Origin of the sequence: Enterococcus sp. DIV1094 (assembly GCF_017316305.2) — a bacterium.
In the GTDB taxonomy this organism is placed as follows: domain Bacteria; phylum Bacillota; class Bacilli; order Lactobacillales; family Enterococcaceae; genus Enterococcus_B; species Enterococcus_B mangumiae.
In genome coordinates this window covers 2,560,677-2,586,040 of sequence record NZ_CP147250.1, presented here as the reverse complement: position 1 = coordinate 2,586,040, position 25,364 = coordinate 2,560,677, and the positions used below count along the sequence as shown (strand labels likewise).

Below are 25,364 nucleotides of genomic sequence, written 5' to 3'. Positions count from 1 at the left end.
GCCACGTTGAATTTGAACAACGCAGCTTTCATTCTTACTATTTATTTTACTACTAATACATTACATGGCGCATGTGTCACTACATAAGAAGCTGTTGATCCTACCAATGCTTGTTGGATCGATCCTTTACCAGTTGCACCCATCACGATCAAATCGATCGACTCTTGTTTTGGCAATACTGTAGCGATCAATGTTCTCGGATCACCAGTTTCGACGATTGCATGGATCGTTTCGATACCAAATTCTTTTGCATCATTGATTCTCTTCAATAATTCTACTTCCGTTTTTTGCTTTTCTTCTGCATAGATTTTTGAGAATGCATAGGCGCTATGCGTCAATTCAATTTTATTGATGATCGAAACGATCAATAACTCCGCCTGGTTATCCCTCGCTAACTCTAAAGCTTCAGCAAAAGCCTTCTCTGCTTTCGCTGAACCATCAATTGCCACCATTATTTTATTATACATTTTACCCATTAGTACCGCCTCCTTATATCTTTTAGTGTATCATTTTGTACGAATTTTATAAAAAATTCACTTTTTTCTTGGTTCGTGAAAAATAATTTGCGTCTTTTTCGTTTTTTCATTTTTGAATCTTTCTAATAAAAAACAAATGTCAGAAGCGCATGATTATCCATTTATGATTTTTTTCTAATTAAAACGCACATTATTTAAACATACATTTGTTACATAAAATGCACTTTTGTCACAAACTGTCACGTATCTTTCACCTATGAAATATGATCGCGTGTTAAAGTATTACTCGTTAGCGAAACAGCTAATCAAATAACTTTTTAAAACACGAAGGAGATCTTTCATGAAATCACTTAAAACAATTCTTTTTGGAACAACTTTGGCTGCCGGCGCTGCTTTATTTATGGGTACTTCTGCACATGCAGACGAAGCCTACACTGTTCAATCAGGTGATACTTTATCAACGATTTCTCAAAAATACGTTGGTGACAACTCCTTGATCCAAACAATTGCCGAAGCAAACTCAATCTCAAACATTCACCTGATCTTTTCAGGTCAAGAACTAACAATTCCTACTGGCGAACAAAAAACAGCTCCTGTAGCTACTCAAGCTCCTGCTGCTCCTGTTCAAGAAACTACTCCAGTTGTGGAAACACCTGTAGTGGAACAAACTCCAGTAGTCGAACAAGCACCAGTTGTTGAACAAGCTCCTGCTGCTGAAGTGGCAGTTTCGACTGGTACAAACGATGCGAAAGAATGGATCGCACAAAAAGAATCTAGCGGTTCTTACACAGCAACAAACGGACGCTACATCGGCCGTTACCAATTAGACTCTTCTTACTTGAATGGTGACTACTCAGCTGCCAACCAAGAAAGAGTTGCAGAACAATATGTTGCCTCTCGTTATGGCTCTTGGGACGCAGCAAAAGCTTTCTGGTTAGCTAACGGTTGGTACTAAAAAGAGCGAGTTTGAAAAATGGGAATCTTATAGATTCCTATTTTTTTTGCTCTTTTTCTGCGTTAACTGCCTTTGTTTTTTGCTTCTGCTTTTGACTTTGTTTGATTTTTTTGATTGCCCAATCATAGTGACTCGATGTAGAAGATACAAAATAACTGCCTAGCGTCGTATTCCCCACCCAAGGATATTGATTTTTTTGGAATAGCTGATCATTATCGAAGCTTTGAACCAATCGCATCACTTCTTCATGACTATTCTTGAACCAGTCAGTCGCTTGTTCTAAGGTAGTAGACTTATGCTTTTTAGTAAACCCACGATTCATTTCAGGAATCGTTCGCCAATTATATGGTTCTGGTATAAAAGAAATTGCTTCGTCTAGTTGATTATGTGTCACCCATTTCAATAGCAAACAATGCCATTCATAGAGATGGATCAACACATCTTTGATCGTTTGATCCCTTCGCCAATGCGTTTCTTTTTTCTTTTCTAGAAATGCTTCATCGAAATCGAAGGTTGCTTCTCTTTGTTCAATCGGTACTGACTCAATCAACTGATTTAACTTCTCATAATTTTCAGCTGCGAGTGTCAATAATTCCTCTCTTGACTTTGGTCTCATAAACTTCTCCTTATCAAAAAATCACATTCGTTTTAAAACGTTTCCAATCAAACTATAATTCTAGTATGCCTGATTTCTCAAAAAAAGACGAGTAATATCCTAGAATGAACTACCATTCTCTGATACTACTCGTTTGATTCAACGATTTGTATTCTGTTTTGTGACAGCGATCCACACTTCACTATAGGCCTCTTCTTGATCAAGCCATTTGGTAAATGAGATCTCGGGTGCTTCAACCAACTCATATCCAGAGGTTGGCAGCCATTCTGAGAAAATATTTGCCATCGTCGTCTGTAAGACTTCTGGAAAAGGTCCTTGATTTGGAAAAATAGCCCATGTGTGTGCAGGAATGATCCGTTGCTGTAAACTTTCACAATGGTCGATTTTTGAGGTTAAGAAACCGATCATGTGTGTCAAATCGCCCTTTTCTTCCAAGCGTCTTTCATCGAATTGAAAGGAAGCATTCACCACTTGATAAGGTGCGAGATCACCCAACGCGTGCATTTCCTCTTTTTGTTCTTCTGTGATTGATTTTGCTAATTCGATAATTGCTTGGTTGACTCCTTCAAATTGGATCGGTACACGTTTTGATACTCCGACAATTGCAAAGGCATCTTTTTCTTCAATTCGGTAATCCATTGAGTTTCCTCCCTTGATTTCTAAGTGAAAGGCAAGTTTAGGATAAGATTTATAAACTCCTGCTTTTTTGACTTCTGAAGGCAAGTAGCCTGTCCAGTCACGAAACGCTCTCGAAAAACCTTCTAACGTTTGATAGCCATATTTAAAAGCTGTAACTGTTGCACTTTCACCTTTAGCAAGATCTTCATTGGCACAAGCAAGTCGCCGATTCTTGATATACTCCGACAAAGATATCCCCGCAACAAACGAGAAAGTCCGTTTCAAATGATATTCTGAAATACCCAATCGTCGTGCCACTTCTTCTAACTTGATCTCACTTGTTAAGCGTTCTTCGATGTAAGCGATCAGTTCGTTCAATTCTTTCATCCTCTCACCTCACTACTTAGTTTACAAGGTTCGTACAATCATCACTTGATTTTTCTTAGACCACAATAATCAATACACCCTAGGCTTTGTTAGCAACAGCCTTGATCTTGTCTTTGATGATTTCGCGAGTTTTTCTAAATTCAGCGATAATCTCTTCTTCTGTCCCAGTAGCTTTCGCTGGATCTTCTAGATCCCAATGTTCATGGCGAATATGAGCAGGAATCACCGGGCATTTATCCAACGCATCTCCGCACAGTGTGATAATTAAATCTGCATCGTTAAAATAATCCGGATCAATCAAGTCGGATGTTTGACTTGTAATATCGACTCCATCTTCTGCCATCACTTTGACTGCTCGTGGATTCAAGCCGTGTGTCTCCACTCCAGCACTCCGAACTTCAAATTGATCCGTCAAATATTCATGCCCGTACCCTTCGGCAATCTGACTTCTGCAAGAATTACCTGTACATAAAAAATAGAGTTTCTTTTTCACATCTGTTGTTTTGTCCAAAACCATTCCTCCATTCCGCTTTTCCTTTAAGGATTAAGTTTATGATATCATAAACTTAGACGCAGATTGCTCTTAACGACAAAAAAGAGACAGTTCACGAAAAAAATAGTCATAATCTTACATAAAATTAGAAAACGAAAAAGATTGATTTATCAGCATTTACAAACATGTCAAAGACTTTTTACACGTTGATTTCGCCAATGACAAAAACCTTTGATCGTTGATTTTTGCCTTTTCATTTATGCTGAGATCAGAAGGAGCGGATACGATGGACTTAAGTCATCAAATCAAAAAATATCGTAAACAGTTAGCTTTCTCCCAAGAAGAATTAGCAGAAAAGTTATATGTTTCAAGACAAACGATTTCAAACTGGGAGAATGAGCGCAGCTATCCCGATATTCATAATCTACTATTGATGAGTGTCTTATTTGACGTTTCTTTAGATGAATTAGTCAAAGGAGATGTAGAAAAGATGAAAGAAAATATACCACTTTCTGAAATAAACAAATATACCAAGGTCATGTTAGGCTTTATGCTTCTCACCTTGATTTCAGTAGGACCATCCTTGTTTTTACCTGGGATTTGGCGACTTATGCTTCCCTTGCTTTTTTGGACCATCAGCATGTACGGTGCAATAAAAGTCGATCGACTCAAAAAACAAGAAAATATCAAAACCTACAAAGAAATCGTTGCTTTCATGGAGAACAAAGATGTCGAACCTCTTCGTAAACAAAGATACAAGACCAGAAGTCTAATTGAAAAGGCAGGAATCGTCATTTTGTTTGCGCTCGTCTGTGGAGTGATCGCATTACTCGCAAGTTTGCCATTTATACTTTTCAATCGCTAGTAATCAAGCAAAAAAACAAGATCTGCCTTCAAGGATGGATCTTGTTTTTTTACTATTTGGAATCGGAGCAAGCGATTTTTGTACTCATTAAATCTGTTCAGTTCTCTCCCAGACCATGAGATATTCCTTTTCATTCGTTGATTCATCGATTTGTTCAGCCACTTTTCTAAAGCCATTTCTATCGTAAAAGCGTATCGCTCGTTGATTCTTATGATAAACATGTAAGGCTATTCGTTCCTTTTCTTTTTTCGCTGCTTCAATCAATTTTTGGCCGATTTTTTTATTCTGAAACATTGAATCGACAAAAATACCAGCTAAATAAGATTCATCTATGATTCCCATAAAACCAACGATCTGACCTTCAATTTCATAATAATAGATTTCTGCTTTCGGCAACTCTTTTTTTAGCAAAACTTTTTTCTCATGCCAATAGGTCGCATCAATAAAATCATGTGTTTCGACATTGGTCTTTAACCAAATAGTAAGTAGTCGATCCATCATCTGTTGGTCTAGCTTTTGCACTTTTTTGATCATACCATTGCTCCTAAACTTTTAGTTATTCTTCATACTTCTTCAGACGATCAGCTAAATTCCCCGCATGAAGTTCAAACAAATGATCATCGTCATCATAAAAATAAATCGATTCCCCTTCTCCTGATACGCGCGAACGACCTTCTTCAATTTTGAGATCCAGCTGATAAAGTTTTTCTTTATACAATGGAATTTGTTCAGGAGCAATCTCAAAAGCGATATGGTTATAAGTTTTCGGAAGTTTCACTTGCTGATCTTCCATCAGTGCGACCCATAGATCATCGATCAAAAAGAATTTTTCTGGAAATAAAGAATATTGCTTTTCCTTACTTGAATACACTTCTTTTGCAGCAAAAATCTCCGTAAATATTTCCGTCGAACGACTTAGATCACGTACGATAAATGTCATATGTGAGAGTTTCATCTTTGTCCCCTTTTCTAGTTAAGACTTTTGATCATTACCAAGCATGGATTCCATGCATCCCATAGCGTAGGGAATACTTCTAATTCAACAAAGCCCATTGTTCGGTAAAATCGAATCGTTTGATCATAAGTATCATATGTTCCTTCAGCGACTGTTTTTACTTGTAAGAACTTATAATGTTCCTTGGCATACGATTGTAGTTCCTGTAGCAATCGCTTTCCTATTCCTTGATGATGATAGGCCTTTTTGACACCCATACAATAGACCTCACCGGTGGCTTTGCTTGTTTCTTTCAAACTGATAAACCCAATCGATTGACCATTTTCTTTAAGAACCCACAACAGGAACTTCTGGCATTCCTCGACATATTCTTTTATTGAATCAGGTAAACCAAACCATTCTGGCAAGTCATCCAAGATTTCTTGAACGATTTTTTTCTTTTCTACTACTTCTTCTACTAAATAAATTCGCATTTATCTCTCCTTACTCATTCGGCTGATATCGATCAACTAGTCTGAATCGTTCAAAGACGATTTTCGTTTCTTCATTGAGCAAGAGTCCATGTTCTTCATAATAAGGTTTGAAATACTTGTAATGCCCCTTTTGCCAATAAGCAAGAGATAGATCGCCTTCCCCCTCCGTAGCTGCCTGTTCTTCGGTGATTTCTTTCCAAGGTACGATCGCTACTTCGACCGTTTGAATAATCCCCATCGGTACATCAGACCCATTCACAACTACAGAGTAATCACCAACTTTAGGTAGTGGTTCATTATCTATCTGGTACAATTCATAACCCGAGCTTGTCCCCGTTTTCTTTCCAGCTAAAACCAGATCAGCTAATTCATCTGCGTGTTCTTTCGTATTGCCAAAAGCAAGAATTTCATAGAGTGACGCGTGCGCCACACCGTTTTTTGAGCAAAAATGTTCCCAATATTCTTGTGCTTTTAGATTCATACAGTCACCTTCTTTCTGATAGATCGTAAATCAAGTGTAACAAATAATAAGAGTCTAAGCGAACCAAGATCAAACGCTTGCAAAGCGTACATTTGGATTGATGCAGTATCATTTTTTTAGAGAAAAGAAAAACCAGCTCCTCTTTTTGTTAGAAGCTGGTTTTAGTCTCAGGATTCAATTGGAGATTAGACGTACAATACAATCAATCATAAAAAAGGAGACCATCCATGGAACTTCATTTCAAAGAATTTTTATTGATCACTCAAAAACTAAACGAGCACCAGATCACTCCATTATTACTAGGTTCTTTAGGTTTATCGTATCGACTGGCAAGCAAAAGATATCGATATCCACGTTCCTGGAGACCCACGTGGTTGGGTTGGGCTGCGCCTGATAAAGATCGCTTATATAATTGGCAAACCAACAAGTTTTATGTAATCAAAAAAATTCGTCTACAAGAAAGAACCTATCATAAAAATGCTATACTCTTAATTAATTTATTTCCAAGCGTTCTCTTATCAATCTAATGAGTTAGGCATTGAAAGCACCATCAACTGTAGCTCTTGTCCAATTTGTGATGTAAATGTTTCTCCAATTTCACGGAATCCAAATTGTTTATATAAATCCATCACCTTTGGAATACAAATACTATCAAGTATGATTAATTTTCCACCAATTGATTTTCTAACATCGTCAACAATTAATAAAGCTTCTTCAATGATTTTTTCTCCTGAAAATTCTTGAGAAAAATAATCATTCTTTGCGACATGAGCAATTAGATAAGAGGGTGCAACGCCCACTTTACTCGGTGATTTCCCGTTAAAAACTAATTTCTTTTTCTCTTTTATCTCAAGCTTGCTAATATCTAAATCTTTGATTGCTAACGTAAAAAAACCTAAGAGATGTTCTTGTATTTCATCTTTAAAAATCAAATACGTCCTTGTCGCATGATAAAGCTCTTTTTGTATGGCATCATGTTTTAAAAATTCAGTCATTTCTGAATTATTTTCACAAAAAAAGAAGCTTCTACAAAGTTCGAAAAGCGTTCTCTTACCTTTTTTCTAAGAGCTTTATTTCCAATCTCAGTTTCCTCTTCTTTAATAACTTCAACCAGCATTTTGATCTGTCTACTTAATGAAATCACAGTATAGTCCATATTATTTTTTTCTCATCCAATTAGGCACTTGATCCTTGTTGCTACTATGATCACTAGATTTCTTTTCTAATAAGTCATAGTATTTTTTTGTGGGGTGCGTATTTTCAATAATTTTGACATCTTCTTTAGATAAAATAATTGGACGTTCTAAACTTATGTTTGCCATAAATACCGACTCCTTATTATTATTAACTACATGATAGATTATATCATTTCTTCGCAGTAATTTAAATACGTTACATAGAAAGTACACACGTTATCCCTAACGATACTTAAAATTTTAAACTAAAATCAAGATTTATGATTGTTCTATTGATTTTAATATATTTAGCAATTTCCAGCCTGTTCTTAATATAGCTCACTCATATCGAATGTTTAAATTTATAGTTGTATTTAAACAAAGTACTCCCAGTATTGTAGCGGATCAATAAGAATCAGTTTCACTCTTTCTGCATACCTCTCTTTCAAAGAATACAAAGTTTCATTGAGCGAGTAGCCATTTCTGTCATCTTACGTTCAAAATTTGGTTGTCTCCAAGCTAAAAAGCATCGCATGACTACAAAAAAAGCAAAAAGATTTTTATTTGAACTGTTTTATTCACTTTCATCCATATAGTAGCGCTGTCTAAGATAAAAAAAACTCCCCTATCAACTTTTCAAAAAAAGTTAATAAAAGAGTTCAACGTTTACTTCATCATTAGTTATACTACAGGTTTGATCTACCTTCTAAAGAACCTATTACCTAACGAATCCCTAGCGCAATTCGTGCATAACGACTCATCTTATCAGTCGTCCATGCGGGATACCAAACTAGTTTGACTTCTGCCTTAGTTACTTCTGGCACTTCTTTTAAGGCATCGTGGATTGATTCGGTCAAGATGTCGGCTAATGGACAGCCCATTGTTGTTAGGGTCATTTTAACGACAGTATCTCCAGTTTCAGGGTCAAATTCGATTTCATAGATCAAGCCTAGGTTCACGATATCGATTCCTAGTTCGGGGTCAATCACCATTTCTAACGCGGTGAGAATTCGCTCTTTGATTTCATCTACTTCTTCAGCAGACCATTTTGATTCACTCATTCTTCGGATTCTCCTTCTCACAAGTTTTGTTTATCATACCTTTTTTTAAGGTATTTGTAAATATTCATTTCCGGTCTCTCTCTTGAGACAGAAATTTTGTTTATTTAGTTTTTACCTTTTTTGAAGTTTGTTTGATTTCAGGAAAAACGCCCGTTGAACGATACATTCTTTGTTCATTTTCATTGGCAAAACGACCGAAGACGGAGTGTGTTGGTAAAATATTGATAAATGCATCTTCGTCGATCTCATGGACGATCTGATCAAGGTCATACATTTCATAGCGTGTGATAACCATCATGATCATTTTTCCTTCACGTTTGGAATATCCACCTACTGAAGGTAACAAAGTCATTCCACGCACCATCCGTTGCGAAATTGCAGCTGTGACTTCTTCTGGTTTTACTGTCACGATCATGGCAGTCACTTTTTGATGACTCGTATGGATCGCATCGATGACTTGGGTCATCGCATAGATCGAGATGATCGTATATAAGGCACTTTCCCAATTAAAGAGGAAACCTGCTGCGACGACGATGATCCCATTTAAAATCAGCATGTAGTTTCCTACAGTTTTTCCTGTTGTTTGAGAAAGAACTAATGAAATGATATCCATCCCACCAGTCGTAAAACCCATTTTTAGTGAAATACCGACACCCACACCAAGTAAAACACCACCGACTAATGCGTTCATCAAAATATTATCTGTCACTTGTCCTGTCGGTAACACCGTTGTCATGACTGACACACAAACAACGTTGATGAAACTAAGTACAGTTGCACGTTTTCCGACTTTTAAAAAGCCTAATATAAATACAGGAATATTCAATAGAAAAATAAATGTTCCAGTATCGACATCTATATGAACCCATTCAGATAATAGTGAAGCAATGATTTGGGCGATCCCGTTCATTCCTGCAGAAAAGACGTTGGCTGGAATCAGAAAATAATTCAATGCCACCGCTGCAGTCAAACCGGTCATCAAGATAACCACTATTTTCTTAAGATTTTCGTTTCTTTGATAGACAGTCATGAATCTGCTCACAAGCACCTCTCCTTTTCAAGTTTATTTCAAATGTAAGAATAACAGTTTATTCCAGAAAATAAAATAGTCCCTACTTAAATGAGAAGAATTTTAGTAAAGAGGTCACAAAAAAATAAGCCTATGCTACAATAAAAGAAAACGAATGTACGAGGAGGACCTTATGGCAAAAGATGCAAGCTTTGATATCATTTCAGAAGTATCTGTCGAAGAAGTAAAAAATGCAATCCAACAAACAACTAAAGAATTGACTAATCGCTTTGATTTCAAAGATTCAACAGTTGAGATCAAGTTAGAGAATACAAATAAACTGGTCGTACTAAGTGACGATGAATTTAAAATCGAGCAAATCAAAGATGTTTTGTTTGGAAAATTGAATAAACGCAATGTACCGATCAAAAATATCCACTTTTCTGAAACGGAACATGCTTTAGGTGGGAAAGCACGTCAATCCGCTGATCTAGTCAATGGGATCGACCGAGATAACGGTAAAAAGATCACCACAGCGATCAAAAATGAAAAACTGAAAGTAAAAACACAGATCCAAGAAGATCAAATCCGCGTGACTGGTAAAAGTCGTGACGACCTACAAGCAGTGATCGCACTTTTAAGAAAATTAGACTTGCCGATCGAATTGCAATTTACAAACTACCGTTAGTCAATAAGTACTTATTGAGCGCACATCAAAAAAGGACAAGCTTTACGCTTCGTCCTTTTTTAGTGGTCTTGCCAAAATTCTTGGATCGTGCGTGACAATGCCTCTACCGTTCGAACTTCTTTCGCTTGTTGCCAATGCGGTGGGAAGAGTTTGCGATAGTTCGGTGAGGAGAACCGTTGATCTGCTAAAACGACGATTCCTTGATCATCCATGTCACGGATCACACGTCCTGCCGCTTGTAATACTTTGTTCATCCCTGGCAACTGATAGGCGTAAGCAAATCCTAGATTTTCTTTTTCATCAAAGTAGGATTTGATCAATTCCTGTTCGTGATTCATTTGTGGTAATCCGACTCCAACGATCATGCTACCGATCAATCGTGATCCTCGTAAATCGATCCCTTCAGAAAAAATCCCGCCAAGTACACAAAAAGCGACTAATGTTTCTTGCGGTTCAACCATGAATTTTGCTAAGAATTCTTCTCTTTCTTCTTCATTCATATTTGTTCCTTGAATGAGCGTCTTTCTCTCAGGATATGTCTCTTTAAACAGTTCTGCGACTTGATCCAAATACTGATACGAGGGAAAGAAGATCATATAATTCCCTGTTTTCCCTTCAATGAATCGTTGGATCGTTTCAACTAATCGTGGCAAACTTTGTTCTCTTTTTCGATACGTCGTTTCGAGGTAACTTGCTACGAGTACTTGTTGATTATCAACTGGAAAAGGACTTGGTAAGCAATAGGCTAGGCTTTCCTTTCCTCCTAATGTTTCTTGATAATAGGATAACGGTGAAAAACTAGCAGAAAATAAGAGGCTACTACGTCCTTTATTCAGCGATTGCTCTAAGAATGAACTAGGATCGATACAAAATTGCTTCACCACTAAATCGTGATAGCTTTTCTCCACAGTCGTTTCATAGTGATCATCATAGAAATCACTGATTTTTAAAAAGTGCAGCAAATCGAAATAAAAGCCTAAAACTTGTTCTTGTACTGGATGTTCTGGAAATTCAGCCAACCATTCTTGGATGAATTCACCGAGTTGAAATCCTGCTTTGATCAAGGAATCCGCTGGTGCTTTTTGATGATGATAGTTCCAGCCTTCTTCAAGGGCAATTTCTTGGATCTGATCAAAAGCTTTTAAAAGACGGTTCCAACGACGCCGTAGTTTTTTAAATTCTTTAGGGATCTCTTTATAGACTTTGCGTGCTTTTCCATAAGATAGTTCGGCGGAATACATTTCCCTGGAACGATTGACTAGATTATGGGCTTCATCGATCAAGAAAAGATGATTTTCATTTTTCTCTTCTTCAAAGAAACGTCTTAAATAAACCGTCGGATCAAAAAGATAATTATAATCTCCGATGATCACATCACACCATAAGCTGACATCTAAAGAAAGTTCAAATGGACATAAAGTATGCTTCTTTGCATATTTTTCAATGATTTCACGAGTGATCTGATTCTCATGATTCAATAAATCCCATAATCCTTCATTGATACGGTTATAATAGCCATTTGCATATGGGCATTGATCTGGATTACAGGTCGTTTCATCTAAAAAACAAATCTTATCTTTCGCTGTCAATGTTACGCTTTTTGTTTCAGCGCCGACATCCTTCAACGCTTCTAACGCATCTTCTGCCACCTGTCTCGTAATGGTCTTCGCTGTTAAATAAAAAATCCGTTCTCCTTCATTTTCCCCAATCGCTTTTAACGCTGGGAATAATGTAGAGATCGTTTTCCCTGTACCCGTTGGTGCTTCCGCAAACAGTTTTTGTTTTGTGCGAATCGTTTTATACGCCGCCACAGCTAACTCCCTTTGCCCTTTACGATACTTTTCATAAGGAAACTTCAGTGCCATCAATGAGGCATTACGGAGAGTCCGCCAATTTTCCTGAAAAATCAACCACTCTTGGTAATCCTCAGTCAGTTTTTTAAAAAACACTTCCAGTTGCTCTTTCGTCTGATGCTCAACTCTTCGTGTGATCACTTCTTCCGTTGTTTGGTAATACGTCAATTGAAGATTGATTTCCTCCAAGTTGTTTTCCTGACTGTAAATGTAGGCGTAGACTCTCGCTTGATGAAAAAATAGCTCGACTTGTTCTGGTTCTAAGTCTTCAAACCGTGGTTCTGACGTTTTGATTTCATCAATGTAATACACACCATCTTGTTTAAAGATCCCATCTGCTCGTCCTTCAACGATCAATTCATAGGGATCAAGTGGTACGTTGATTTGTAAAAATACTTCTTTTTGGTACTCTTCTCCTGCTTCTTTTTGGAGCTTGCGATGGATTTTAGCACCTTCTAAGGCGGTATGATTACTTTTCTTTCGGTTATCGATACTGCCGCGACGCAAGATGAACTCGACTAAATGACGGACAGAGATTTTAGATTTTTTCACCATGGTCGCCTCCTTCTTGTAATAGAGTACCGCAAAATAGTAGCTTTCGCAAAAAACAAAAACACCCTGCTCGGATAAGCAGGGATATAGGATATAGAATTTGGATTTTTGGATACATTCAATGTAACAATGATAAATGAAATTTCCATGAAAAAATTCTATTCTTACGTTTAAAATCTTTAGACAGTTTTCATATAATCTGATAATTCAGATAAGTCCTGTTATATTAAGTAGACACCTTTGTTTCAAGCCAATATTTGCGTTATACTTATATCGAACGATAGAAACTAGAAAGAATTTTTTAAAAGTTGGAGGTTTCTTTTATGCATGTTTTACAATTAAAAACCGGAACAATCGAGGAAAACTGTTACCTTGTCTACAATGATGAAGCGCTTTTGATCGTCGATCCAGGCGCAGATGCTGAGATGATCCAAGAACAAATCGAAAAAACGCAGCAGCAACCAGTCGCTATCTTGTTGACGCATACACATTACGACCATATTGGCGCTGTCGAAGCATTAAGAAAAACATATGATATCCCTGTTTATGTCAGTCCATTAGAACAAGAATGGCTTGGCGACCCGATCTTGAATCTTTCAGGACTTGGACGACATGATGATATGGAAAATATCATTGTTTCTCCAGCAGAATATGAATTTGAAATGAAACAGTATCATCTTGGCAATATGTCCTTTGAAGTCGTACCAACTCCAGGACATTCTGCGGGTAGTGTCAGCTTTATTTTTGATGATTTTGTTATCTCTGGTGATGCCCTTTTCAAAGGAAGTATTGGCCGCACAGATCTTTATACAGGCAATTTAGAGCAGTTACTTTATAGTATTACCACACAGCTTTTTGTTTTACCGAACGAATTTGTGGTCTACCCTGGCCATGGAGAGCCAACAACCATTGAACACGAGAAAAAAACTAATCCATTTTTTAATGCTTAATCAAACTTAGGAGGTCGTTCAAAATGAGTGAAACAACCCTATATATCGTCCGTCATGGTAAAACCATGTTCAATACAATTGAACGTGTGCAAGGCTGGTGTGACACCCCATTGACGAAACAAGGTCAAGAAGGTATCCACTTTCTAGGAAAAGGTCTAAAAGACATCGATTTTTCTTATGCCTATTCAAGCGACAGTGGTCGAGCAATCGAAACAGCACGTATCATTTTAGGCGAACATAACAAAGGTAAAGAAATCCCTTATTTTATCGATAAGCGGATTCGCGAGTGGTGCTTTGGTTCTTTAGAAGGTGGCTACGATATGGAAATGTGGGGTGTCATTCCTCGCGTACTAAACTTTCAAACGTACGATGAAATGTTCACCACAGATGTTACTTTTGAACAAATCGCCAATGCCATCTATGAAACGGACACTGCCGGATGGGCACAGCCTTATGCAGAGTTAAAAGAACGTGTCTGGTCAGGTTTTGAGGATATCGCACACCAATGTGAGAAAAACAACGGCGGCAATGTATTGGTTGTTTCTCATGGACTAACGATTGCTTTTCTGCTAAGTCTGATCGATCCTAGTCAACCGGTACGCGCAGGTTTGTTGAATGGAAGTGTCACAAAAGTAACCTATAAAAATGGTCGTTTTTCAATTGAAAGTGTCAATGACACAAGCTATATCGAGCAAGGAAAGCAACAAACAAGAGAATCATTTATGTAGAAAGTTAGCGAATAAACGCACTGAAGTCTTCGGATTTCAGTGTGCTTATTTTTTTCACGTCTTTAGTTTTGCTTTAAGTTTGAAGAAACAATTTGGCTTTAGAAACAAAGAACGGTATACTAATTGTTGTATTTTAATTGGGAAGGAAGGAATTTATGTTTTTTTCAAATATCATAAAAGCAGCGATTCTAGGAATCATTGAAGGAATCACAGAATGGCTGCCCATCAGTAGTACAGGACATTTGATCTTAGCCGATGAATTCATCAAGCTTGATGCGAGTTCACAATTCATGTCAATGTTCAATGTCGTGATCCAATTAGGCGCGATTTTAGCCGTCGTTGTTTTATATTTCCACAAGTTGAATCCTTTTGCACCGAGTAAATCCTCGATCGAGAAAAAAGATACTTGGGTTTTATGGTCAAAAGTACTCGTTGCTTGTATTCCAGCAGCCATTATTGGTTTATTATTGGACGATTGGTTAGACGCTCATTTTTATAAATTTTTACCAGTAGCGATCGCTTTGATCGTTTACGGTATCGGCTTTATCATTGTTGAAAAACGAAACAAAAACAAAACACCTCGTTGGTCGACTTTGAATGATTTGACTTTTCAAGCAGCGATTTTGATTGGTGCTTTCCAAGTCTTAGCATTGATTCCTGGTACTTCTCGCTCTGGTGCGACGATCCTCGGAGCAATTCTTATCGGGGCTTCTCGCTTTGTCGCAACGGAGTTTTCATTTTTCCTTGGTATTCCAGTGATGTTTGGAGCCAGTGGATTAAAAATCGTGAAATACCTTGCAGATGGGAATAGTTTCCAAATGGAAGAAGTAGTTATTCTGTTAGTTGGTACTGTTGTTTCATTCGTTGTATCGATTTTTGCAATCAAGTTCTTGATCAACTACTTGAAACGTAATGACTTTACTGTTTTTGGATGGTATCGCATCATTTTAGGGGTTATCTTGATCGGTTACTGGTTTATCGCAATGTAAGATACAATGATACACTTATCGTTGACCAGTTAAATCATCGCTCCGTGCAACAAGTATGAAAAAAGTAGTAAGCTCATAACCTATGAGCCTACTACTTTTTTTATTACTTCTTCCTTCTAAAGCGACCGATCCTCATACAACAGCTTTTCGATTTTTTCATTTTCTAACAACAATATCTGATCGAAATTCTTTCGTAAGAAATAACGATCATGCGTAACCGCTAAAATTGTCCCCGTAAACGAAGCCAGCAATTCTTCGATTTCTTCTCTGACATAGATATCTAAGTGATTTGTAGGTTCATCTAAGATCAACACATTGATTTTTTTCTGGAACAGTTTCAAAAGGTACAGCCTTACTTGTTCTCCTCCGGAAAGATCTTTGATTCTTTTAGCGACATCCCCACTAAAGAATCCAAAATTTGCTAAGACTTGTCTCGCTTTCTGCTCATCAGATATCAAGTACTTCGTATAATGTAATATCGTCTGTTCAGGGCGGTCAAACGACAATCGCTGAGGCAAATAACCAATGGAGATACTTGCGCCAGTTTTAATTGACCCTTCCTCTACTTCGGTTTCGCCTATCACTACTTTTAGAAGTGTGGATTTACCAGAGCCATTTTTACCCAATAGTGCGATCCGTTCGCCACGATAGACCATAAAAGAACTATCTGAAAACAAGCATTTGTTACCTATTGTTTTCTTGATATTTTTGGCAATCAGCACTTCCTTACCAGAAAGATTTTCCTGACGGATCTTCGTTAGCTTTTTACGCGGTACGGCTGGTGCATGGATGATCGTCATTTTCTCTAGTCTTCGCTCGATTTCTTTCGCTTTTTTTAAGTATGCTTCGTTGTCCCCTTCAGTTCCCCATTGACGATACCGGCGAATCATTAACTTCAATCGTTTGATTTCTTTTTGTTGAAGTTCATGATTCTTTTGGAGTTCTTGTACTCGTAATTGTTTCAACGTCATGTAACGACTATAATTCCCTGGATATTCGATTATCTGACCGTCCTCGATCTCCAATATTTTTTTGACTACATTGTCGAGAAAAGCCCGATCATGGGAAATCACGAGAAAGGCACAACTTGTTAGCCTCAGATATTCTTCCAGCCATTGAACAGAGTCAAGATCAAGATGATTCGTTGGTTCATCTAATAGAAGAACATCATTTTCTTGTATCAATACTTTGGCTAACTCTACTCGGATACGTTCGCCTCCACTCAACTGATCCAGTGGTGTTAAAAGCTGTCTATCAAGTCCTAAGCCTTTTAGAATACTAGTTATCCGATCTTCTAAGCCATAGCCGCCCATCGTCTCAAATCGTTGCTGCAAGTCACCATAGACTTTCATGATACGGTCCAGATCTTCAGTTGGGCTACACATTTTTTCTTCATAATAATGAAGTTGCTTTTGCAAATCATGGATCTCTTTAAAGCTTTGATAGACATAGTCAAAAGTAGCGATTGAGCCATTTTCCAGTTTTTGTGGAATGTAGCCGATCGATAGTCCTTTTTTTCTACTAGTTGTTCCTTCATCTACCCCTTCAGTTCCCATCAGAATTTGAAGAAGTGTAGTTTTTCCGGTTCCATTTTGTCCAATCAATCCGATTTTATCTTGTTGATTGATCACACAACTTAAATTTTCAAAAAGTGGGACCCCACTATAATTTTTACTGATCTTATTTGCTTGAATATACATTTTCTCGCTCCTCAAGACCAATCAAAAAAGCCATGAAAAATTCATGACCTTTTGTTATTTCATTTATTCGTTGAGTAGCTACAAATGGAATAAACATATTGAATGGTCATTTATTTTTGATTGATTTTTCTATTTTTAAGCGCACTGGTGCCTTGAATAGAAAATACAAAAATAATTGCATGACTAAAGCTGATATGATATCTAGAAAAATTATTGGCTTCTGTTATTTTAGTCAAGCTTTCCATTTAATATGTCCCTCCCTTTCACTATCTATTTGTTCAATTGTATCAAATCAAAAATCAAAGTTCAAATGAAACCCTTACCAAAAATAGCCAACCTTGTCTCAAGTCTATTCTTCTTGTGTTCACCTACACTTTCTCTAAAAAACAAAACTAGGACCTGAGACTGAATTGTAAATAATTTATTTTATTTACTTTACCTGTCGTAGTAATTGTTTTATAATTATTACGACAGATGGAGTAATTACAAAGGAGGCGATCAAGTGATATCAAGTGATGCAATTCGTGGGTATAATGATGCCATCATCTTATCAATTCTTTCCAAAGAAGACTCCTATGGATACGAAATCTCAAAACAGATTCGTGAAGGAACTGATTCAATGTATGTCATCAAGGAAACAACCTTATACTCCGCTTTTACACGCTTAGAAAAGCAAGGACTGATCCTTTCTTATCCTGGCGAAGTCACCCATGGAAAGAAGCGAACCTATTATCGAATCAGTAGTGCTGGGAAGAAATTATTAGAAGAAAAAAAAGACGAGTGGCAGCAAACAAAGATCGTTGTTGACCGTTTTCTACAAGGAGGAGCAACATGAAAACCATTAAAGATTATTTAGATAGTTTATTTTTGAATGTACCGATCACACCTGAAACGAAAAAAGCCAAAGAAGATCTATTAGCAATCATGGAAGATCAGTATCATGGATTATTAGAAGAAGGCAAATCAGAACATGAAGCAATTGGTGCAGTCATCAGCGAATTTGGCTCGATTGATGAATTATTGCAAGAATTGGAACTTTCACGTTCAGCTTTTGATGAAGAAATCTGGGAAAATGAAATCGAACTCGATGAAGCTCTTTCTTTTTGGGATAAGGTCCGCAACTTTTCTCTATTCCTTTCAGCTGGTATTGCTCTCTGTATTTTAGGTTTAGGTATGATGCTGTTTCTCGCGAATAGCTTGAATGAAATGATTGGACTATTAATCATGTTTATCCTGATTGCTCTTGGTGTTGGTCTAATCATTACTTCAAGTTTGAGTTATTCAGCAACAAAGAAGAAGTTAAATGATCGTCCTTACTCTCAACAAGTAAAAATAGAGGCAAGTCAACAAGCAGAGAATTACGCGAAAAGTTTCCGTGTAGGTTTAGTTTTGGGTATCATTTTATGTATTCTTTCCGTGACACCTTTTTTTGTCAAAATAGCGATAGGTCTACCGACGGGCTTGTCTTTCTTGCTTTTCTTCGCTTCTGTTGCACTAGGCGTATTCTTTATCGTTTATGTCAGCATCATCTATACTTGGTTCACAAAAGTGGCAGAAGGCACTTTCTTTATCTCAGATGAAGATGAGCCAGGACCACGAGCTTCACAACACATGTACGGTGACTCAGCTGAATCGATTCGTTTATTTGAACGCCTATACTGGCCAAGTATTTTCGTCATTTATATGGTTTGGTCCTTCTTGACCCGAAGCTGGGGTTACTCTTGGCTCATCTTTGTGTTAGGTGGCATCTTTGAAGATTATTTCCTTGAAAAATTAAAACGTAAATAACTGCTCTTTTCGTCGAATCACTCGAGATTTTCGGGTCGATTCGACTTTTTTATTGAGAGGTTTTTTCTAACTAAAAGATTCTGTAATATTTTGCACCACATTAGTTGCCTTATCTACCCATTCCCCTTTTGCAGAATCAGTCAAACGATCGCTGTATTGTTTCGTCAGCTCTTTTAGTTCTTGATTCGTGAGGTCTCTCGTGACTTGGATGGTGTTCTTTTTTGTATCTGAACTAACGCGGGCCCTTCTAGCGGTAAACAAAGTAATCAGTGCTTTTTCTAACTCTTGTCTTTGCTCATCAAACATTGTTTTCATTCCTTTCCATTTAAAAATTTTTATGGTTGGATTTTGCTGAATGATAGTTTTGTTGATTTTCTGCTAATTCGTCCTCGATTTTATGTAATGCTTTGCGTACAAGATATTGTCCTTCCTCTCTTGTATCATTGATCAAACGATACGCAACACGAGGATCGATACTTTCTTCATTTGAAAATAGTCGCTGAATCATTGGAATTTTTTCTGCTAATTGATCCAAATAGCGATTAAATGAACGTTTTTCTGCTTCAAGATCCGCCATTTTATTATCTAATTCTAATTTTTTTAGCCAATAAATCTCTTCGATTTGTTTCATTTCTTTCGATTCATTATCAGTCATCACTAGAATGTTCCTTTCTTAAATTGGCTTGCTAGTTCACTATCCAATTGTATCTGGCGCTCGATCGTTCGATTGATTTGGTAAATCAGATCTTCATAACTTGATTTGATCGAGCGAAGTTGATTCAACGACGCTTCATAATCAGTGACTGGTTCGATCAATACTTGTTGTCGAGTGACTCCCCCTTGCTCTAATGCTTCTATTTGTTCCATTTCTGTAAGGTTGCTTCCAAATGAACGAGCACTAGCTATTGTCGCTTGCCACAGTTCGTTTGCCTGATCGATACCCGTTTGATAGACCGTCATCAGATCAGTGATTTTTTCATCAATCACTGATTTCATTCCCGAGACAATACTTTTAGCTTGAACTGCATCAAGGTAGACTTCTTTAATTGTCGACATTCCTCCTGCTTGACTCCCCCAAGTACCCATAAGACCAGCAAACGATCTTTCCTTCAATCGTCTCTGATATTCGATTAATACATTGCCACTACCATTCGTTGTTAATAAATCACCATCTTCATCAAATTGGTAACCGCCCCACATATGTTGATCGATCGTTCCCATCAAGCCCAGCGGTTCAGATAATGGATAAACGATCTGTCCAACTGCCTTTTTGCCGTTCCCGTAACCAATCGTAACTAAATCTTTTGAATCAATGTAATTCAACACACGATACTCTTCGGTCAAATAATCCGCTTGCTGTTTTTGTTCAGGTGTTAATACTTCATAGATATTCGGCCCCTGATACACATAGCCATAGACTCGATCAGCATCACTTGAACTGATACTAGCCAACGCATATTGCGCATTCATTGATCCTAAAGAGTGCCCATATACATTGAATTCAGCATTTGGATAAGCTTTCAATGTTTTTTGAAGCGTAACAGCAGAAGACTGGAGCTGAGGCATTCCAGTTGACCCACCACCATTGATCACCTGAAAAGCTGTATAAAAATTGTTGTATATCCAATCTAATTTAGTATCCAATGAAGAATCAAACGACGAACCACGATACAAAACAGTAACTTCTTTTACATTTTCCCTTTCGCTGAGAGGTGCGGATAACGGTACATATTTGGTATCGGTGATGATAAAGGATTGTTCTCCGGTGAATTTGCTATTGATGTGGGAGACGTAGCCGATATTTATTTTATTATTATTTATTGAAAAAGGACTGTCCCTATCTAATTGTTCGTATTGCTTCTTTGCTATTTCAACCTTATCCTTTTCAGTATTCTTCACTGTCATCCATCCCTTCTTTTAATAATTTATCAAGTGCATTAGACCAACCTCCACCACCATTTTCTAGTTCACCAAGTTGCCCGTTTATCATATAGCGGTTTAAAATATTATAAGCAAGTAGTTCATCATTATCATTGATAATCAGTTGCACGCTTATACCGCCCATCGGATTCCTCTTAATACTTTCATAATCAATTTTATAACTTTTTATGACGCCTTCAGATGTCAGCGCCTTTGGTTCTATATTTTTCAGCCCTGCTTCAAAAACGATTTTTGCTTCTTCACTTTCGACTATCTTAATCATTTCTTCTTCTAACTTTAAATGGTTCATGTACATCGTTCCTCCTATCCATAATAGGCATATGCCAGCGATGATCAATACGATTTGGCGCTTTTTGATCGGTTTTCGCTTCATAAATGACCTCCTTTTTCTTTAATGTTTTTATGTTATCTCTTTTTTAAGAGTTTTTTTCAGCCTATACTTATTTCTATGTACACATCTTCTGTCTATAAAGGAGACAAAAAAATCATCTTTCAAAAGATTGATTGCCGCCAACCCAATTTAGTATCCAATGAAGAATCAAACGACGAACCACGATACAAAACAGTAACTTCTTTTACATTTTCCCTTTCGCTGAGAGGTGCGGATAACGGTACATATTTGCTATCGGTGATGATAAAGGATTGTTCTCCGGTGAATTTGCAGTTGATGTGGGAGACGTAGCCAATCAAGTTTTTATTCCCATTTATAAATATCTCCCCTTTCAGATGTAAATCTTCATATTGTTGCTTTGCTATTTCAACCTTTGCTTCTTCATTATTCCTCACTATCTTCCACTCCTTCTTTCAACAATTCACCTAGTTCATAGGTAGTATTTGCGCTACCAATTTTAAGATTACCTAGCTCGCCATCTATCGAATTACGACTTAGTAGGTTGGAAATAACTAGTTTATAATTACCATTGATAATTAGGGGTACACTAATACCTCCCATTGGATTGCTCTTAATATTTTCATAATCGATTTTATAACTTTTAATCACTCCTTCAGCTGTCAACGCATTAGGATCCAAGTTTTTTAATCCTGTTTCCAAAACGTTTTTTGCTTCTTCACTTTTGACTACCTTGATCATTTCTTCTTCTAACTTTAAATGGTCCATATACATCGTTCCTCCAATCCACAATAGGCATATGCCAGTGATGATCAATACGATTTGGCGCTTTTTGATCCATTTTCGCTTCATAAATGACCTCCTTTTTAAATATGTCTATCATTGTTCAATCGTCAGCAGTACATCACAGTTTTTATGTATTTTTTTTATTGATCAACCTATGTATAGCATGACATGTCACATAATCTTATTCTCTTTGTTTTATCTCCTCTTATTTAATTACGCTATTTCGATTGACTCACACAAAAATCTAACTTTTTCCTTTTATGTATCGTTTATTTGTTACTTTTTTCACATCAAGTATACACGACAATCCAATCATTCTTTCCTTAACTTCATAAAAACATGTTTTGACATCATCAACGTAGCTATTTATCTCATTTTTGTATTCTGAATTAATTTTCACTACATTCTATTCTTTCCATGATCTATCAAACATTTTACTAATGACTCTTTTGCAACGTCATAAAAAAATGGTATGATGGTTAATTAGAAAGTGAGGTTTTCTTATGGAAAGTTGGTTATTTCTTGGGTTGATCATGCTAGTTGCCGTCCTTGCTAAAAATCAGAGTTTGATGTTAGCGACTGGTTTTATTTTACTTGTTAAGTTTATTCCTGCATCTAAAGATTTTTTGACATGGCTTCAAGGCAAAGGGATCAATATTGGTGTGACGATCATTACTGCCGCCATCTTAGTGCCTATTGCTACTGGTGATATTGGTTTAAAAGATTTACTTGATGCCTTTAAATCACCCATGGGTTGGGTAGCGATCTTTTGTGGTGGATTAGTGGCTGTACTTTCGTCTAAGGGCGTTGGCTTGATTGCTACAGATCCACAGATCACCGTGGCTTTAGTCTTCGGTACGATCTTAGGTGTCGTTTTCTTAAAAGGGATTGCAGCTGGTCCTGTCATTGCCTCAGGGATTGCTTATTGCATTCTACAGTTATTTTCTTTTAATAAATAATCAAGCATTGAGTGGCTGAAGAAAGGATATTTTTGGCGTTCATGGTATACTGATTTTGAGGTGATCACAACATGCAAAAACTAAAATATTTCTTTGGAACTGTTGGTTGGTTTTTATTGGCTGTTCTATTGATTATTGGATTGACCTACTTGCTATTTCCTGATCTGATCCAAAATGTCTTTGATGCCAATTTCTAATAGACGTAACTGTTTTTTCAAATAGTTAGAAAAAAGAGTCGGAAAACTTGAATGCTTATGATATCATTCAAGTTCTTTCGGCTTTTTTTTGGCTTGATGCTTCTTTTTTGTTATACTAGGTGTGAGTACACCTCTTTTATGTTAGAAATTTTAAAAGAAGTGCGCAATGTTTGAATCAGAAGAAAGGAAGACGCTCATGGAAACTTTTGAAGGTCTTTTGATTGATACCTATGTTTTACAAGAACAACCAATGATGTTGACTGGTTTGAATCTCCAACTTGAAGATCGCATGATCAATTGCCTACTTAAAGATCGCTATTTGGCAAAATATGTTTTACGTTTACCATTAAACAAGTATGTATTGGAAGTTAGTGGAAAATGGAATCGCCGAAACCAATTAGTCATCAAGCGAATGATGATCAAGAACATCGATGAATACATCAAAATCATCGGAACACCTGAATAGTTTGTTTTCTTTTATTTTTTCAGTTATAAAATAACTATTCAATGTTAACGTTATGATTCATTGGTTTAAAGCAATCGTATCCCTTTTCAAAAAAAACTTTGCAAACGGTTGACTTTGTTATATACTAGTCCAGTACCAAACATCCCATTCAATTATTTATTTACCAAGATAAATTAAACCACGTTTGGTTAAGCGCTTGTTGTCTCCCACAACAGCGCTTTTTCTCTTTTATTCTTTCATCTTCTCTGCGCCTAAATCCACTGTCCCTGACAATTTCCTACGTGTTAAGGAAAAAAACTTGTCATGTTGATATTGCAATGCGCGCTCGCATTAGGTATAATAATGAATGTTGAATTATGCGGTAACACGCGTAAGAACTTTACTTATCGGAGGTGAAACAAATGCCAAACATTGAATCTGCAATCAAACGTGTTCGCACAAGCGAAAACGCGAATGTAAAAAATTCATCTCAAACTAGTGCTATGCGTACTGCAATCAAAAAATTTGAGGATGCTGTAGCTTCAGGTGCTGACAACGTAGATGCGTTATACAAAGACGCTACTAAAGCGATCGATATGGCTGAAACTAAAGGTCTTATCCACAAAAACAAAGCAAACCGCGACAAATCTCGTTTAAGCAAAAAAATCGCTAAATAAGGAAATCGGCTACGGCCGGTTTTTTTATTTATTTTCTTATAAATAAACACACACCACTTTCGCTGATTCTTTCAATCATCGACGAAAATCGTGTGTGTTTTTGTTTGCTATTAAAACTATCTATTTTTAAGTCTTTCAGCCGCTTGGAACACAAATAGTTGAAAGCTCAATTTTTTTTCGATCTGCCCGGTTTTCACCTGATAATCCATTTCAACGAGTTGGTCGAACAATTGGACTAATGTTTGTTCATCGAACTTCCTGACTTCTTGCATCGCTAGTTTGACGCGATATGGATGAATCTTCAAGGTTTCAGCGATATTCGCTTGTTGATAGCCGATTTTCACTAGTAATTTTGTTTGGAGATATAAGCGCAGTTGAGAAAGCAAAATCGCGTTGATCTTGATGATCTCTTCCCCTTGCGTCACTAAATCTTCGAATAATCGTAACGTATGCTCTGTATTACCAGAAAGCATGTATTGTGTCATGTCAAAAATATTGTGTTCCAATGTCTTGGGTACTAATTGCTCGATCTCCCGTGCAGTGATTTCTGATTGATTTTGACCATATAAGAGCAATTTATCTAATTCTGCCATCATTTTTGATAAATCCAAGTCTGTCAATCGCAAAAAGAGATCGATTGCCTTACGATCTAAAGTGATTGGCGTATTTTCTAAGGTATTCAATAAATACTGTCGCACTTCTTTTTCATTCAACTGTTGTACGTTGATCGTTATAGCTGTTTTCTTTAATTGCTTGGTGACTTTCTTGCGTTCATCCAATTTTTCGTACGATGCAAAAAATACGAGTACTGTTGATTCAAGTGGTTCTTTTAGATAATCTACTAAAAGATCCGTATTTTGTTCAACACTATTATTGCTTTTTTCACCCGTCAAAAAATAGGGATTTTCAACAAAGACCACTCGTTGATCACCAAAAAACGGTAACGTTTCTGCTTCTGCGATCACGTCGTCGATCGTTGCTTGATTCATATCAAATCGTAGAAAATTAAGGTCATCTTCTCCAGATATTTGTATTTTCTTGAGGATTTCTGTGCGCACTTGATCTTGTAAAAATTTCTCTGTTCCTAAAACGAGATAACAAGGTGCGAGTTTTTCTTTACGGATTTTTTGTAGTTCAGCTTGTATACTCACATCTCTCACCACTTTCCAATTTATCCTATCATGAGAAAACAAAAATT

The 25,364-nt window shown here is 36.9% G+C and carries 34 protein-coding genes and 1 pseudogene; 13 read left to right on the top strand and 22 right to left on the bottom strand.

Annotation, left to right across the window (positions count from 1 at the left end; translation table 11 throughout):
• Nucleotides 1-41 precede the first annotated feature (41 nt).
• Nucleotides 42-476, bottom strand: a complete 435-nt coding sequence (locus tag DOK79_RS12360) for a universal stress protein (RefSeq protein ID WP_206859434.1) — start codon at nucleotides 474-476, stop codon at nucleotides 42-44.
• Nucleotides 477-816: 340 nt separating this feature from the next.
• Here DOK79_RS12360 and DOK79_RS12355 point away from each other — a divergent pair, with 340 nt between their 5' ends.
• The gene (locus DOK79_RS12355; RefSeq protein ID WP_207699347.1) at nucleotides 817-1,431 is read left to right on the top strand and encodes a LysM peptidoglycan-binding domain-containing protein; all 615 of its coding nucleotides are present in this window, start codon (nucleotides 817-819) and stop codon (nucleotides 1,429-1,431) included.
• A 37-nt stretch (nucleotides 1,432-1,468) separates the two neighbouring features.
• Here DOK79_RS12355 and DOK79_RS12350 read toward each other — a convergent pair whose 3' ends face one another.
• The 3 genes from DOK79_RS12350 to arsC form a co-directional block, all read right to left on the bottom strand.
• A complete protein-coding gene (locus DOK79_RS12350) occupies nucleotides 1,469-2,047 on the bottom strand; it encodes a ClbS/DfsB family four-helix bundle protein (protein ID WP_206857750.1) in 579 nt (192 codons plus the stop codon).
• 138 nt (nucleotides 2,048-2,185) lie between these two features.
• Nucleotides 2,186-3,052, bottom strand: a complete 867-nt coding sequence (locus DOK79_RS12345; RefSeq protein ID WP_206857752.1) for an AraC family transcriptional regulator — start codon at nucleotides 3,050-3,052, stop codon at nucleotides 2,186-2,188.
• Between the two features lie 79 nt (nucleotides 3,053-3,131).
• Nucleotides 3,132-3,563, bottom strand: a complete 432-nt coding sequence (gene arsC / locus DOK79_RS12340; protein ID WP_242542342.1) for an arsenate reductase (thioredoxin) — start codon at nucleotides 3,561-3,563, stop codon at nucleotides 3,132-3,134.
• Between the two features lie 268 nt (nucleotides 3,564-3,831).
• On the opposite strand from arsC, the gene DOK79_RS12335 reads away from it, so the two are divergent.
• Complete coding sequence (locus DOK79_RS12335; RefSeq protein WP_206857764.1) at nucleotides 3,832-4,410, top strand: helix-turn-helix transcriptional regulator; 579 nt, start codon at nucleotides 3,832-3,834, stop codon at nucleotides 4,408-4,410.
• 87 nt (nucleotides 4,411-4,497) lie between these two features.
• Here DOK79_RS12335 and DOK79_RS12330 read toward each other — a convergent pair whose 3' ends face one another.
• Genes DOK79_RS12330 through DOK79_RS12315 form a run of 4 tightly spaced genes read right to left on the bottom strand, consistent with a single transcriptional unit; the run spans nucleotide 4,498 to nucleotide 6,319 of the window.
• Nucleotides 4,498-4,944, bottom strand: coding sequence for a GNAT family N-acetyltransferase (locus DOK79_RS12330; protein ID WP_206857766.1), 447 nt, complete (start codon nucleotides 4,942-4,944; stop codon nucleotides 4,498-4,500).
• 22 nt (nucleotides 4,945-4,966) lie between these two features.
• A complete protein-coding gene (gene fosX / locus DOK79_RS12325; protein WP_206857781.1) occupies nucleotides 4,967-5,365 on the bottom strand; it encodes a FosX/FosE/FosI family fosfomycin resistance hydrolase in 399 nt (132 codons plus the stop codon).
• 14 nt (nucleotides 5,366-5,379) lie between these two features.
• The gene (locus DOK79_RS12320) at nucleotides 5,380-5,838 is read right to left on the bottom strand and encodes a GNAT family N-acetyltransferase (RefSeq protein ID WP_206857784.1); all 459 of its coding nucleotides are present in this window, start codon (nucleotides 5,836-5,838) and stop codon (nucleotides 5,380-5,382) included.
• A 10-nt stretch (nucleotides 5,839-5,848) separates the two neighbouring features.
• On the bottom strand, nucleotides 5,849-6,319 hold the full coding sequence (locus DOK79_RS12315; RefSeq protein ID WP_206857786.1) for an ASCH domain-containing protein: 471 nt from the start codon (nucleotides 6,317-6,319) through the stop codon (nucleotides 5,849-5,851).
• A gap of 227 nt (nucleotides 6,320-6,546) precedes the next feature.
• On the opposite strand from DOK79_RS12315, the pseudogene DOK79_RS12310 reads away from it, so the two are divergent.
• A pseudogene (locus tag DOK79_RS12310) lies at nucleotides 6,547-6,697 on the top strand (phosphoribosylanthranilate isomerase); the annotation flags it as partial.
• 140 nt (nucleotides 6,698-6,837) lie between these two features.
• Here DOK79_RS12310 and DOK79_RS12305 read toward each other — a convergent pair.
• The 4 genes from DOK79_RS12305 to DOK79_RS12290 all read right to left on the bottom strand — a co-directional run bounded on the left by DOK79_RS12305 (nucleotide 6,838) and on the right by DOK79_RS12290 (nucleotide 9,603).
• Nucleotides 6,838-7,314: a hypothetical protein gene (locus tag DOK79_RS12305; protein ID WP_206857789.1), complete on the bottom strand. Its 477-nt coding sequence runs from the start codon at nucleotides 7,312-7,314 to the stop codon at nucleotides 6,838-6,840.
• A 162-nt stretch (nucleotides 7,315-7,476) separates the two neighbouring features.
• Nucleotides 7,477-7,641 carry a hypothetical protein gene (locus tag DOK79_RS12300; protein WP_206857797.1) on the bottom strand — a complete coding sequence of 55 codons (165 nt, stop codon included), beginning with the start codon at nucleotides 7,639-7,641 and terminating at the stop codon, nucleotides 7,477-7,479.
• A 575-nt stretch (nucleotides 7,642-8,216) separates the two neighbouring features.
• Nucleotides 8,217-8,555 (bottom strand): metal-sulfur cluster assembly factor, encoded by a 339-nt coding sequence (locus tag DOK79_RS12295; RefSeq protein WP_206857799.1) that lies wholly within the window; start codon nucleotides 8,553-8,555, stop codon nucleotides 8,217-8,219.
• Between the two features lie 100 nt (nucleotides 8,556-8,655).
• Nucleotides 8,656-9,603 carry a YitT family protein gene (locus tag DOK79_RS12290; RefSeq protein ID WP_206857800.1) on the bottom strand — a complete coding sequence of 316 codons (948 nt, stop codon included), beginning with the start codon at nucleotides 9,601-9,603 and terminating at the stop codon, nucleotides 8,656-8,658.
• Nucleotides 9,604-9,757: 154 nt separating this feature from the next.
• On the opposite strand from DOK79_RS12290, the gene DOK79_RS12285 reads away from it, so the two are divergent.
• Nucleotides 9,758-10,252 (top strand): YajQ family cyclic di-GMP-binding protein, encoded by a 495-nt coding sequence (locus tag DOK79_RS12285; protein WP_206857801.1) that lies wholly within the window; start codon nucleotides 9,758-9,760, stop codon nucleotides 10,250-10,252.
• A 59-nt stretch (nucleotides 10,253-10,311) separates the two neighbouring features.
• Here DOK79_RS12285 and DOK79_RS12280 read toward each other — a convergent pair whose 3' ends face one another.
• The gene (locus DOK79_RS12280) at nucleotides 10,312-12,660 is read right to left on the bottom strand and encodes an ATP-dependent DNA helicase (protein WP_206857802.1); all 2,349 of its coding nucleotides are present in this window, start codon (nucleotides 12,658-12,660) and stop codon (nucleotides 10,312-10,314) included.
• A gap of 320 nt (nucleotides 12,661-12,980) precedes the next feature.
• On the opposite strand from DOK79_RS12280, the gene DOK79_RS12275 reads away from it, so the two are divergent.
• The 3 genes from DOK79_RS12275 to DOK79_RS12265 all read left to right on the top strand — a co-directional run bounded on the left by DOK79_RS12275 (nucleotide 12,981) and on the right by DOK79_RS12265 (nucleotide 15,324).
• Nucleotides 12,981-13,607 (top strand): MBL fold metallo-hydrolase, encoded by a 627-nt coding sequence (locus DOK79_RS12275; protein ID WP_206857803.1) that lies wholly within the window; start codon nucleotides 12,981-12,983, stop codon nucleotides 13,605-13,607.
• 23 nt (nucleotides 13,608-13,630) lie between these two features.
• Nucleotides 13,631-14,335, top strand: a complete 705-nt coding sequence (locus DOK79_RS12270) for a histidine phosphatase family protein (RefSeq protein WP_206857804.1) — start codon at nucleotides 13,631-13,633, stop codon at nucleotides 14,333-14,335.
• A 155-nt stretch (nucleotides 14,336-14,490) separates the two neighbouring features.
• Complete coding sequence (locus tag DOK79_RS12265; RefSeq protein ID WP_206857805.1) at nucleotides 14,491-15,324, top strand: undecaprenyl-diphosphate phosphatase; 834 nt, start codon at nucleotides 14,491-14,493, stop codon at nucleotides 15,322-15,324.
• Nucleotides 15,325-15,440: 116 nt separating this feature from the next.
• Here the strand turns inward: DOK79_RS12265 and abc-f are convergent, their stop codons facing one another.
• Entirely contained in the window at nucleotides 15,441-17,024 is a 1,584-nt protein-coding gene (gene abc-f / locus DOK79_RS12260) for a ribosomal protection-like ABC-F family protein (protein ID WP_206857806.1), read from the bottom strand.
• Nucleotides 17,025-17,134: 110 nt separating this feature from the next.
• The gene (locus DOK79_RS12255; RefSeq protein WP_277989385.1) at nucleotides 17,135-17,269 is read right to left on the bottom strand and encodes a hypothetical protein; all 135 of its coding nucleotides are present in this window, start codon (nucleotides 17,267-17,269) and stop codon (nucleotides 17,135-17,137) included.
• Between the two features lie 257 nt (nucleotides 17,270-17,526).
• On the opposite strand from DOK79_RS12255, the gene DOK79_RS12250 reads away from it, so the two are divergent.
• Together DOK79_RS12250 and DOK79_RS12245 are read left to right on the top strand one after the other, a co-directional pair.
• Nucleotides 17,527-17,859: a helix-turn-helix transcriptional regulator gene (locus tag DOK79_RS12250; RefSeq protein ID WP_206857808.1), complete on the top strand. Its 333-nt coding sequence runs from the start codon at nucleotides 17,527-17,529 to the stop codon at nucleotides 17,857-17,859.
• Nucleotides 17,856-18,812, top strand: coding sequence for a permease prefix domain 1-containing protein (locus DOK79_RS12245; protein WP_206857816.1), 957 nt, complete (start codon nucleotides 17,856-17,858; stop codon nucleotides 18,810-18,812). Before DOK79_RS12250 ends, DOK79_RS12245 begins: the two co-directional genes overlap by 4 nt.
• 66 nt (nucleotides 18,813-18,878) lie before the next feature.
• Here the strand turns inward: DOK79_RS12245 and DOK79_RS12240 are convergent, their stop codons facing one another.
• The 6 genes from DOK79_RS12240 to DOK79_RS12215 form a co-directional block, all read right to left on the bottom strand.
• Nucleotides 18,879-19,118: a hypothetical protein gene (locus tag DOK79_RS12240; protein ID WP_206857818.1), complete on the bottom strand. Its 240-nt coding sequence runs from the start codon at nucleotides 19,116-19,118 to the stop codon at nucleotides 18,879-18,881.
• Nucleotides 19,119-19,137: 19 nt separating this feature from the next.
• Nucleotides 19,138-19,467, bottom strand: a complete 330-nt coding sequence (locus tag DOK79_RS12235; RefSeq protein WP_206857820.1) for a hypothetical protein — start codon at nucleotides 19,465-19,467, stop codon at nucleotides 19,138-19,140.
• A 2-nt stretch (nucleotides 19,468-19,469) separates the two neighbouring features.
• Nucleotides 19,470-20,717, bottom strand: a complete 1,248-nt coding sequence (locus tag DOK79_RS12230) for a hypothetical protein (RefSeq protein WP_206857823.1) — start codon at nucleotides 20,715-20,717, stop codon at nucleotides 19,470-19,472.
• Entirely contained in the window at nucleotides 20,698-21,126 is a 429-nt protein-coding gene (locus tag DOK79_RS12225; RefSeq protein ID WP_206857825.1) for a DUF1310 family protein, read from the bottom strand. Before DOK79_RS12225 ends, DOK79_RS12230 begins: the two co-directional genes overlap by 20 nt.
• A 119-nt stretch (nucleotides 21,127-21,245) precedes the next feature.
• On the bottom strand, nucleotides 21,246-21,539 hold the full coding sequence (locus tag DOK79_RS12220; protein ID WP_206857827.1) for a hypothetical protein: 294 nt from the start codon (nucleotides 21,537-21,539) through the stop codon (nucleotides 21,246-21,248).
• Nucleotides 21,529-21,954 (bottom strand): DUF1310 family protein, encoded by a 426-nt coding sequence (locus DOK79_RS12215; protein WP_206857829.1) that lies wholly within the window; start codon nucleotides 21,952-21,954, stop codon nucleotides 21,529-21,531. The genes DOK79_RS12220 and DOK79_RS12215 overlap by 11 nt, the downstream gene beginning before the upstream one ends.
• A 437-nt stretch (nucleotides 21,955-22,391) precedes the next feature.
• On the opposite strand from DOK79_RS12215, the gene DOK79_RS12210 reads away from it, so the two are divergent.
• From DOK79_RS12210 to rpsT, 4 genes are all read left to right on the top strand, one after another.
• Nucleotides 22,392-22,847, top strand: a complete 456-nt coding sequence (locus DOK79_RS12210; RefSeq protein WP_010735644.1) for a DUF441 domain-containing protein — start codon at nucleotides 22,392-22,394, stop codon at nucleotides 22,845-22,847.
• 71 nt (nucleotides 22,848-22,918) lie between these two features.
• Complete coding sequence (locus DOK79_RS12205; RefSeq protein WP_010735645.1) at nucleotides 22,919-23,044, top strand: hypothetical protein; 126 nt, start codon at nucleotides 22,919-22,921, stop codon at nucleotides 23,042-23,044.
• A gap of 196 nt (nucleotides 23,045-23,240) precedes the next feature.
• Nucleotides 23,241-23,510 carry a hypothetical protein gene (locus DOK79_RS12200; protein WP_206857831.1) on the top strand — a complete coding sequence of 90 codons (270 nt, stop codon included), beginning with the start codon at nucleotides 23,241-23,243 and terminating at the stop codon, nucleotides 23,508-23,510.
• 401 nt (nucleotides 23,511-23,911) lie between these two features.
• Nucleotides 23,912-24,166 carry a 30S ribosomal protein S20 gene (gene rpsT / locus DOK79_RS12195; protein WP_206857832.1) on the top strand — a complete coding sequence of 85 codons (255 nt, stop codon included), beginning with the start codon at nucleotides 23,912-23,914 and terminating at the stop codon, nucleotides 24,164-24,166.
• 116 nt (nucleotides 24,167-24,282) lie between these two features.
• Here the strand turns inward: rpsT and holA are convergent, their stop codons facing one another.
• Complete coding sequence (gene holA, locus DOK79_RS12190; protein WP_206857833.1) at nucleotides 24,283-25,329, bottom strand: DNA polymerase III subunit delta; 1,047 nt, start codon at nucleotides 25,327-25,329, stop codon at nucleotides 24,283-24,285.
• Nucleotides 25,330-25,364: the final 35 nt, after the last annotated feature.

Excerpts from the sequence above, each read along its gene's own strand:
- DOK79_RS12360 (WP_206859434.1), bottom strand. The coding sequence starts at position 476 with ATGGGTAAAATGTATAATAAAATAATGGTGGCAATTGATGGTTCAGCG.
- DOK79_RS12355 (WP_207699347.1), top strand. The coding sequence starts at position 817 with ATGAAATCACTTAAAACAATTCTTTTTGGAACAACTTTGGCTGCCGGC.
- DOK79_RS12350 (WP_206857750.1), bottom strand. The coding sequence starts at position 2,047 with ATGAGACCAAAGTCAAGAGAGGAATTATTGACACTCGCAGCTGAAAAT.
- DOK79_RS12345 (WP_206857752.1), bottom strand. The coding sequence starts at position 3,052 with ATGAAAGAATTGAACGAACTGATCGCTTACATCGAAGAACGCTTAACA.
- DOK79_RS12335 (WP_206857764.1), top strand. The coding sequence starts at position 3,832 with ATGGACTTAAGTCATCAAATCAAAAAATATCGTAAACAGTTAGCTTTC.
- DOK79_RS12330 (WP_206857766.1), bottom strand. The coding sequence starts at position 4,944 with ATGATCAAAAAAGTGCAAAAGCTAGACCAACAGATGATGGATCGACTA.
- fosX (WP_206857781.1), bottom strand. The coding sequence starts at position 5,365 with ATGAAACTCTCACATATGACATTTATCGTACGTGATCTAAGTCGTTCG.
- DOK79_RS12320 (WP_206857784.1), bottom strand. The coding sequence starts at position 5,838 with ATGCGAATTTATTTAGTAGAAGAAGTAGTAGAAAAGAAAAAAATCGTT.
- DOK79_RS12315 (WP_206857786.1), bottom strand. The coding sequence starts at position 6,319 with ATGAATCTAAAAGCACAAGAATATTGGGAACATTTTTGCTCAAAAAAC.
- DOK79_RS12305 (WP_206857789.1), bottom strand. The coding sequence starts at position 7,314 with ATGACTGAATTTTTAAAACATGATGCCATACAAAAAGAGCTTTATCAT.
- DOK79_RS12300 (WP_206857797.1), bottom strand. The coding sequence starts at position 7,641 with ATGGCAAACATAAGTTTAGAACGTCCAATTATTTTATCTAAAGAAGAT.
- DOK79_RS12295 (WP_206857799.1), bottom strand. The coding sequence starts at position 8,555 with ATGAGTGAATCAAAATGGTCTGCTGAAGAAGTAGATGAAATCAAAGAG.
- DOK79_RS12285 (WP_206857801.1), top strand. The coding sequence starts at position 9,758 with ATGGCAAAAGATGCAAGCTTTGATATCATTTCAGAAGTATCTGTCGAA.
- DOK79_RS12280 (WP_206857802.1), bottom strand. The coding sequence starts at position 12,660 with ATGGTGAAAAAATCTAAAATCTCTGTCCGTCATTTAGTCGAGTTCATC.
- DOK79_RS12275 (WP_206857803.1), top strand. The coding sequence starts at position 12,981 with ATGCATGTTTTACAATTAAAAACCGGAACAATCGAGGAAAACTGTTAC.
- DOK79_RS12270 (WP_206857804.1), top strand. The coding sequence starts at position 13,631 with ATGAGTGAAACAACCCTATATATCGTCCGTCATGGTAAAACCATGTTC.
- DOK79_RS12265 (WP_206857805.1), top strand. The coding sequence starts at position 14,491 with ATGTTTTTTTCAAATATCATAAAAGCAGCGATTCTAGGAATCATTGAA.
- abc-f (WP_206857806.1), bottom strand. The coding sequence starts at position 17,024 with ATGTATATTCAAGCAAATAAGATCAGTAAAAATTATAGTGGGGTCCCA.
- DOK79_RS12255 (WP_277989385.1), bottom strand. The coding sequence starts at position 17,269 with ATGGAAAGCTTGACTAAAATAACAGAAGCCAATAATTTTTCTAGATAT.
- DOK79_RS12245 (WP_206857816.1), top strand. The coding sequence starts at position 17,856 with ATGAAAACCATTAAAGATTATTTAGATAGTTTATTTTTGAATGTACCG.
- DOK79_RS12240 (WP_206857818.1), bottom strand. The coding sequence starts at position 19,118 with ATGTTTGATGAGCAAAGACAAGAGTTAGAAAAAGCACTGATTACTTTG.
- DOK79_RS12235 (WP_206857820.1), bottom strand. The coding sequence starts at position 19,467 with ATGACTGATAATGAATCGAAAGAAATGAAACAAATCGAAGAGATTTAT.
- DOK79_RS12230 (WP_206857823.1), bottom strand. The coding sequence starts at position 20,717 with ATGACAGTGAAGAATACTGAAAAGGATAAGGTTGAAATAGCAAAGAAG.
- DOK79_RS12225 (WP_206857825.1), bottom strand. The coding sequence starts at position 21,126 with ATGAAGCGAAAACCGATCAAAAAGCGCCAAATCGTATTGATCATCGCT.
- DOK79_RS12215 (WP_206857829.1), bottom strand. The coding sequence starts at position 21,954 with ATGAAGCGAAAATGGATCAAAAAGCGCCAAATCGTATTGATCATCACT.
- DOK79_RS12210 (WP_010735644.1), top strand. The coding sequence starts at position 22,392 with ATGGAAAGTTGGTTATTTCTTGGGTTGATCATGCTAGTTGCCGTCCTT.
- DOK79_RS12205 (WP_010735645.1), top strand. The coding sequence starts at position 22,919 with ATGCAAAAACTAAAATATTTCTTTGGAACTGTTGGTTGGTTTTTATTG.
- DOK79_RS12200 (WP_206857831.1), top strand. The coding sequence starts at position 23,241 with ATGGAAACTTTTGAAGGTCTTTTGATTGATACCTATGTTTTACAAGAA.
- rpsT (WP_206857832.1), top strand. The coding sequence starts at position 23,912 with ATGCCAAACATTGAATCTGCAATCAAACGTGTTCGCACAAGCGAAAAC.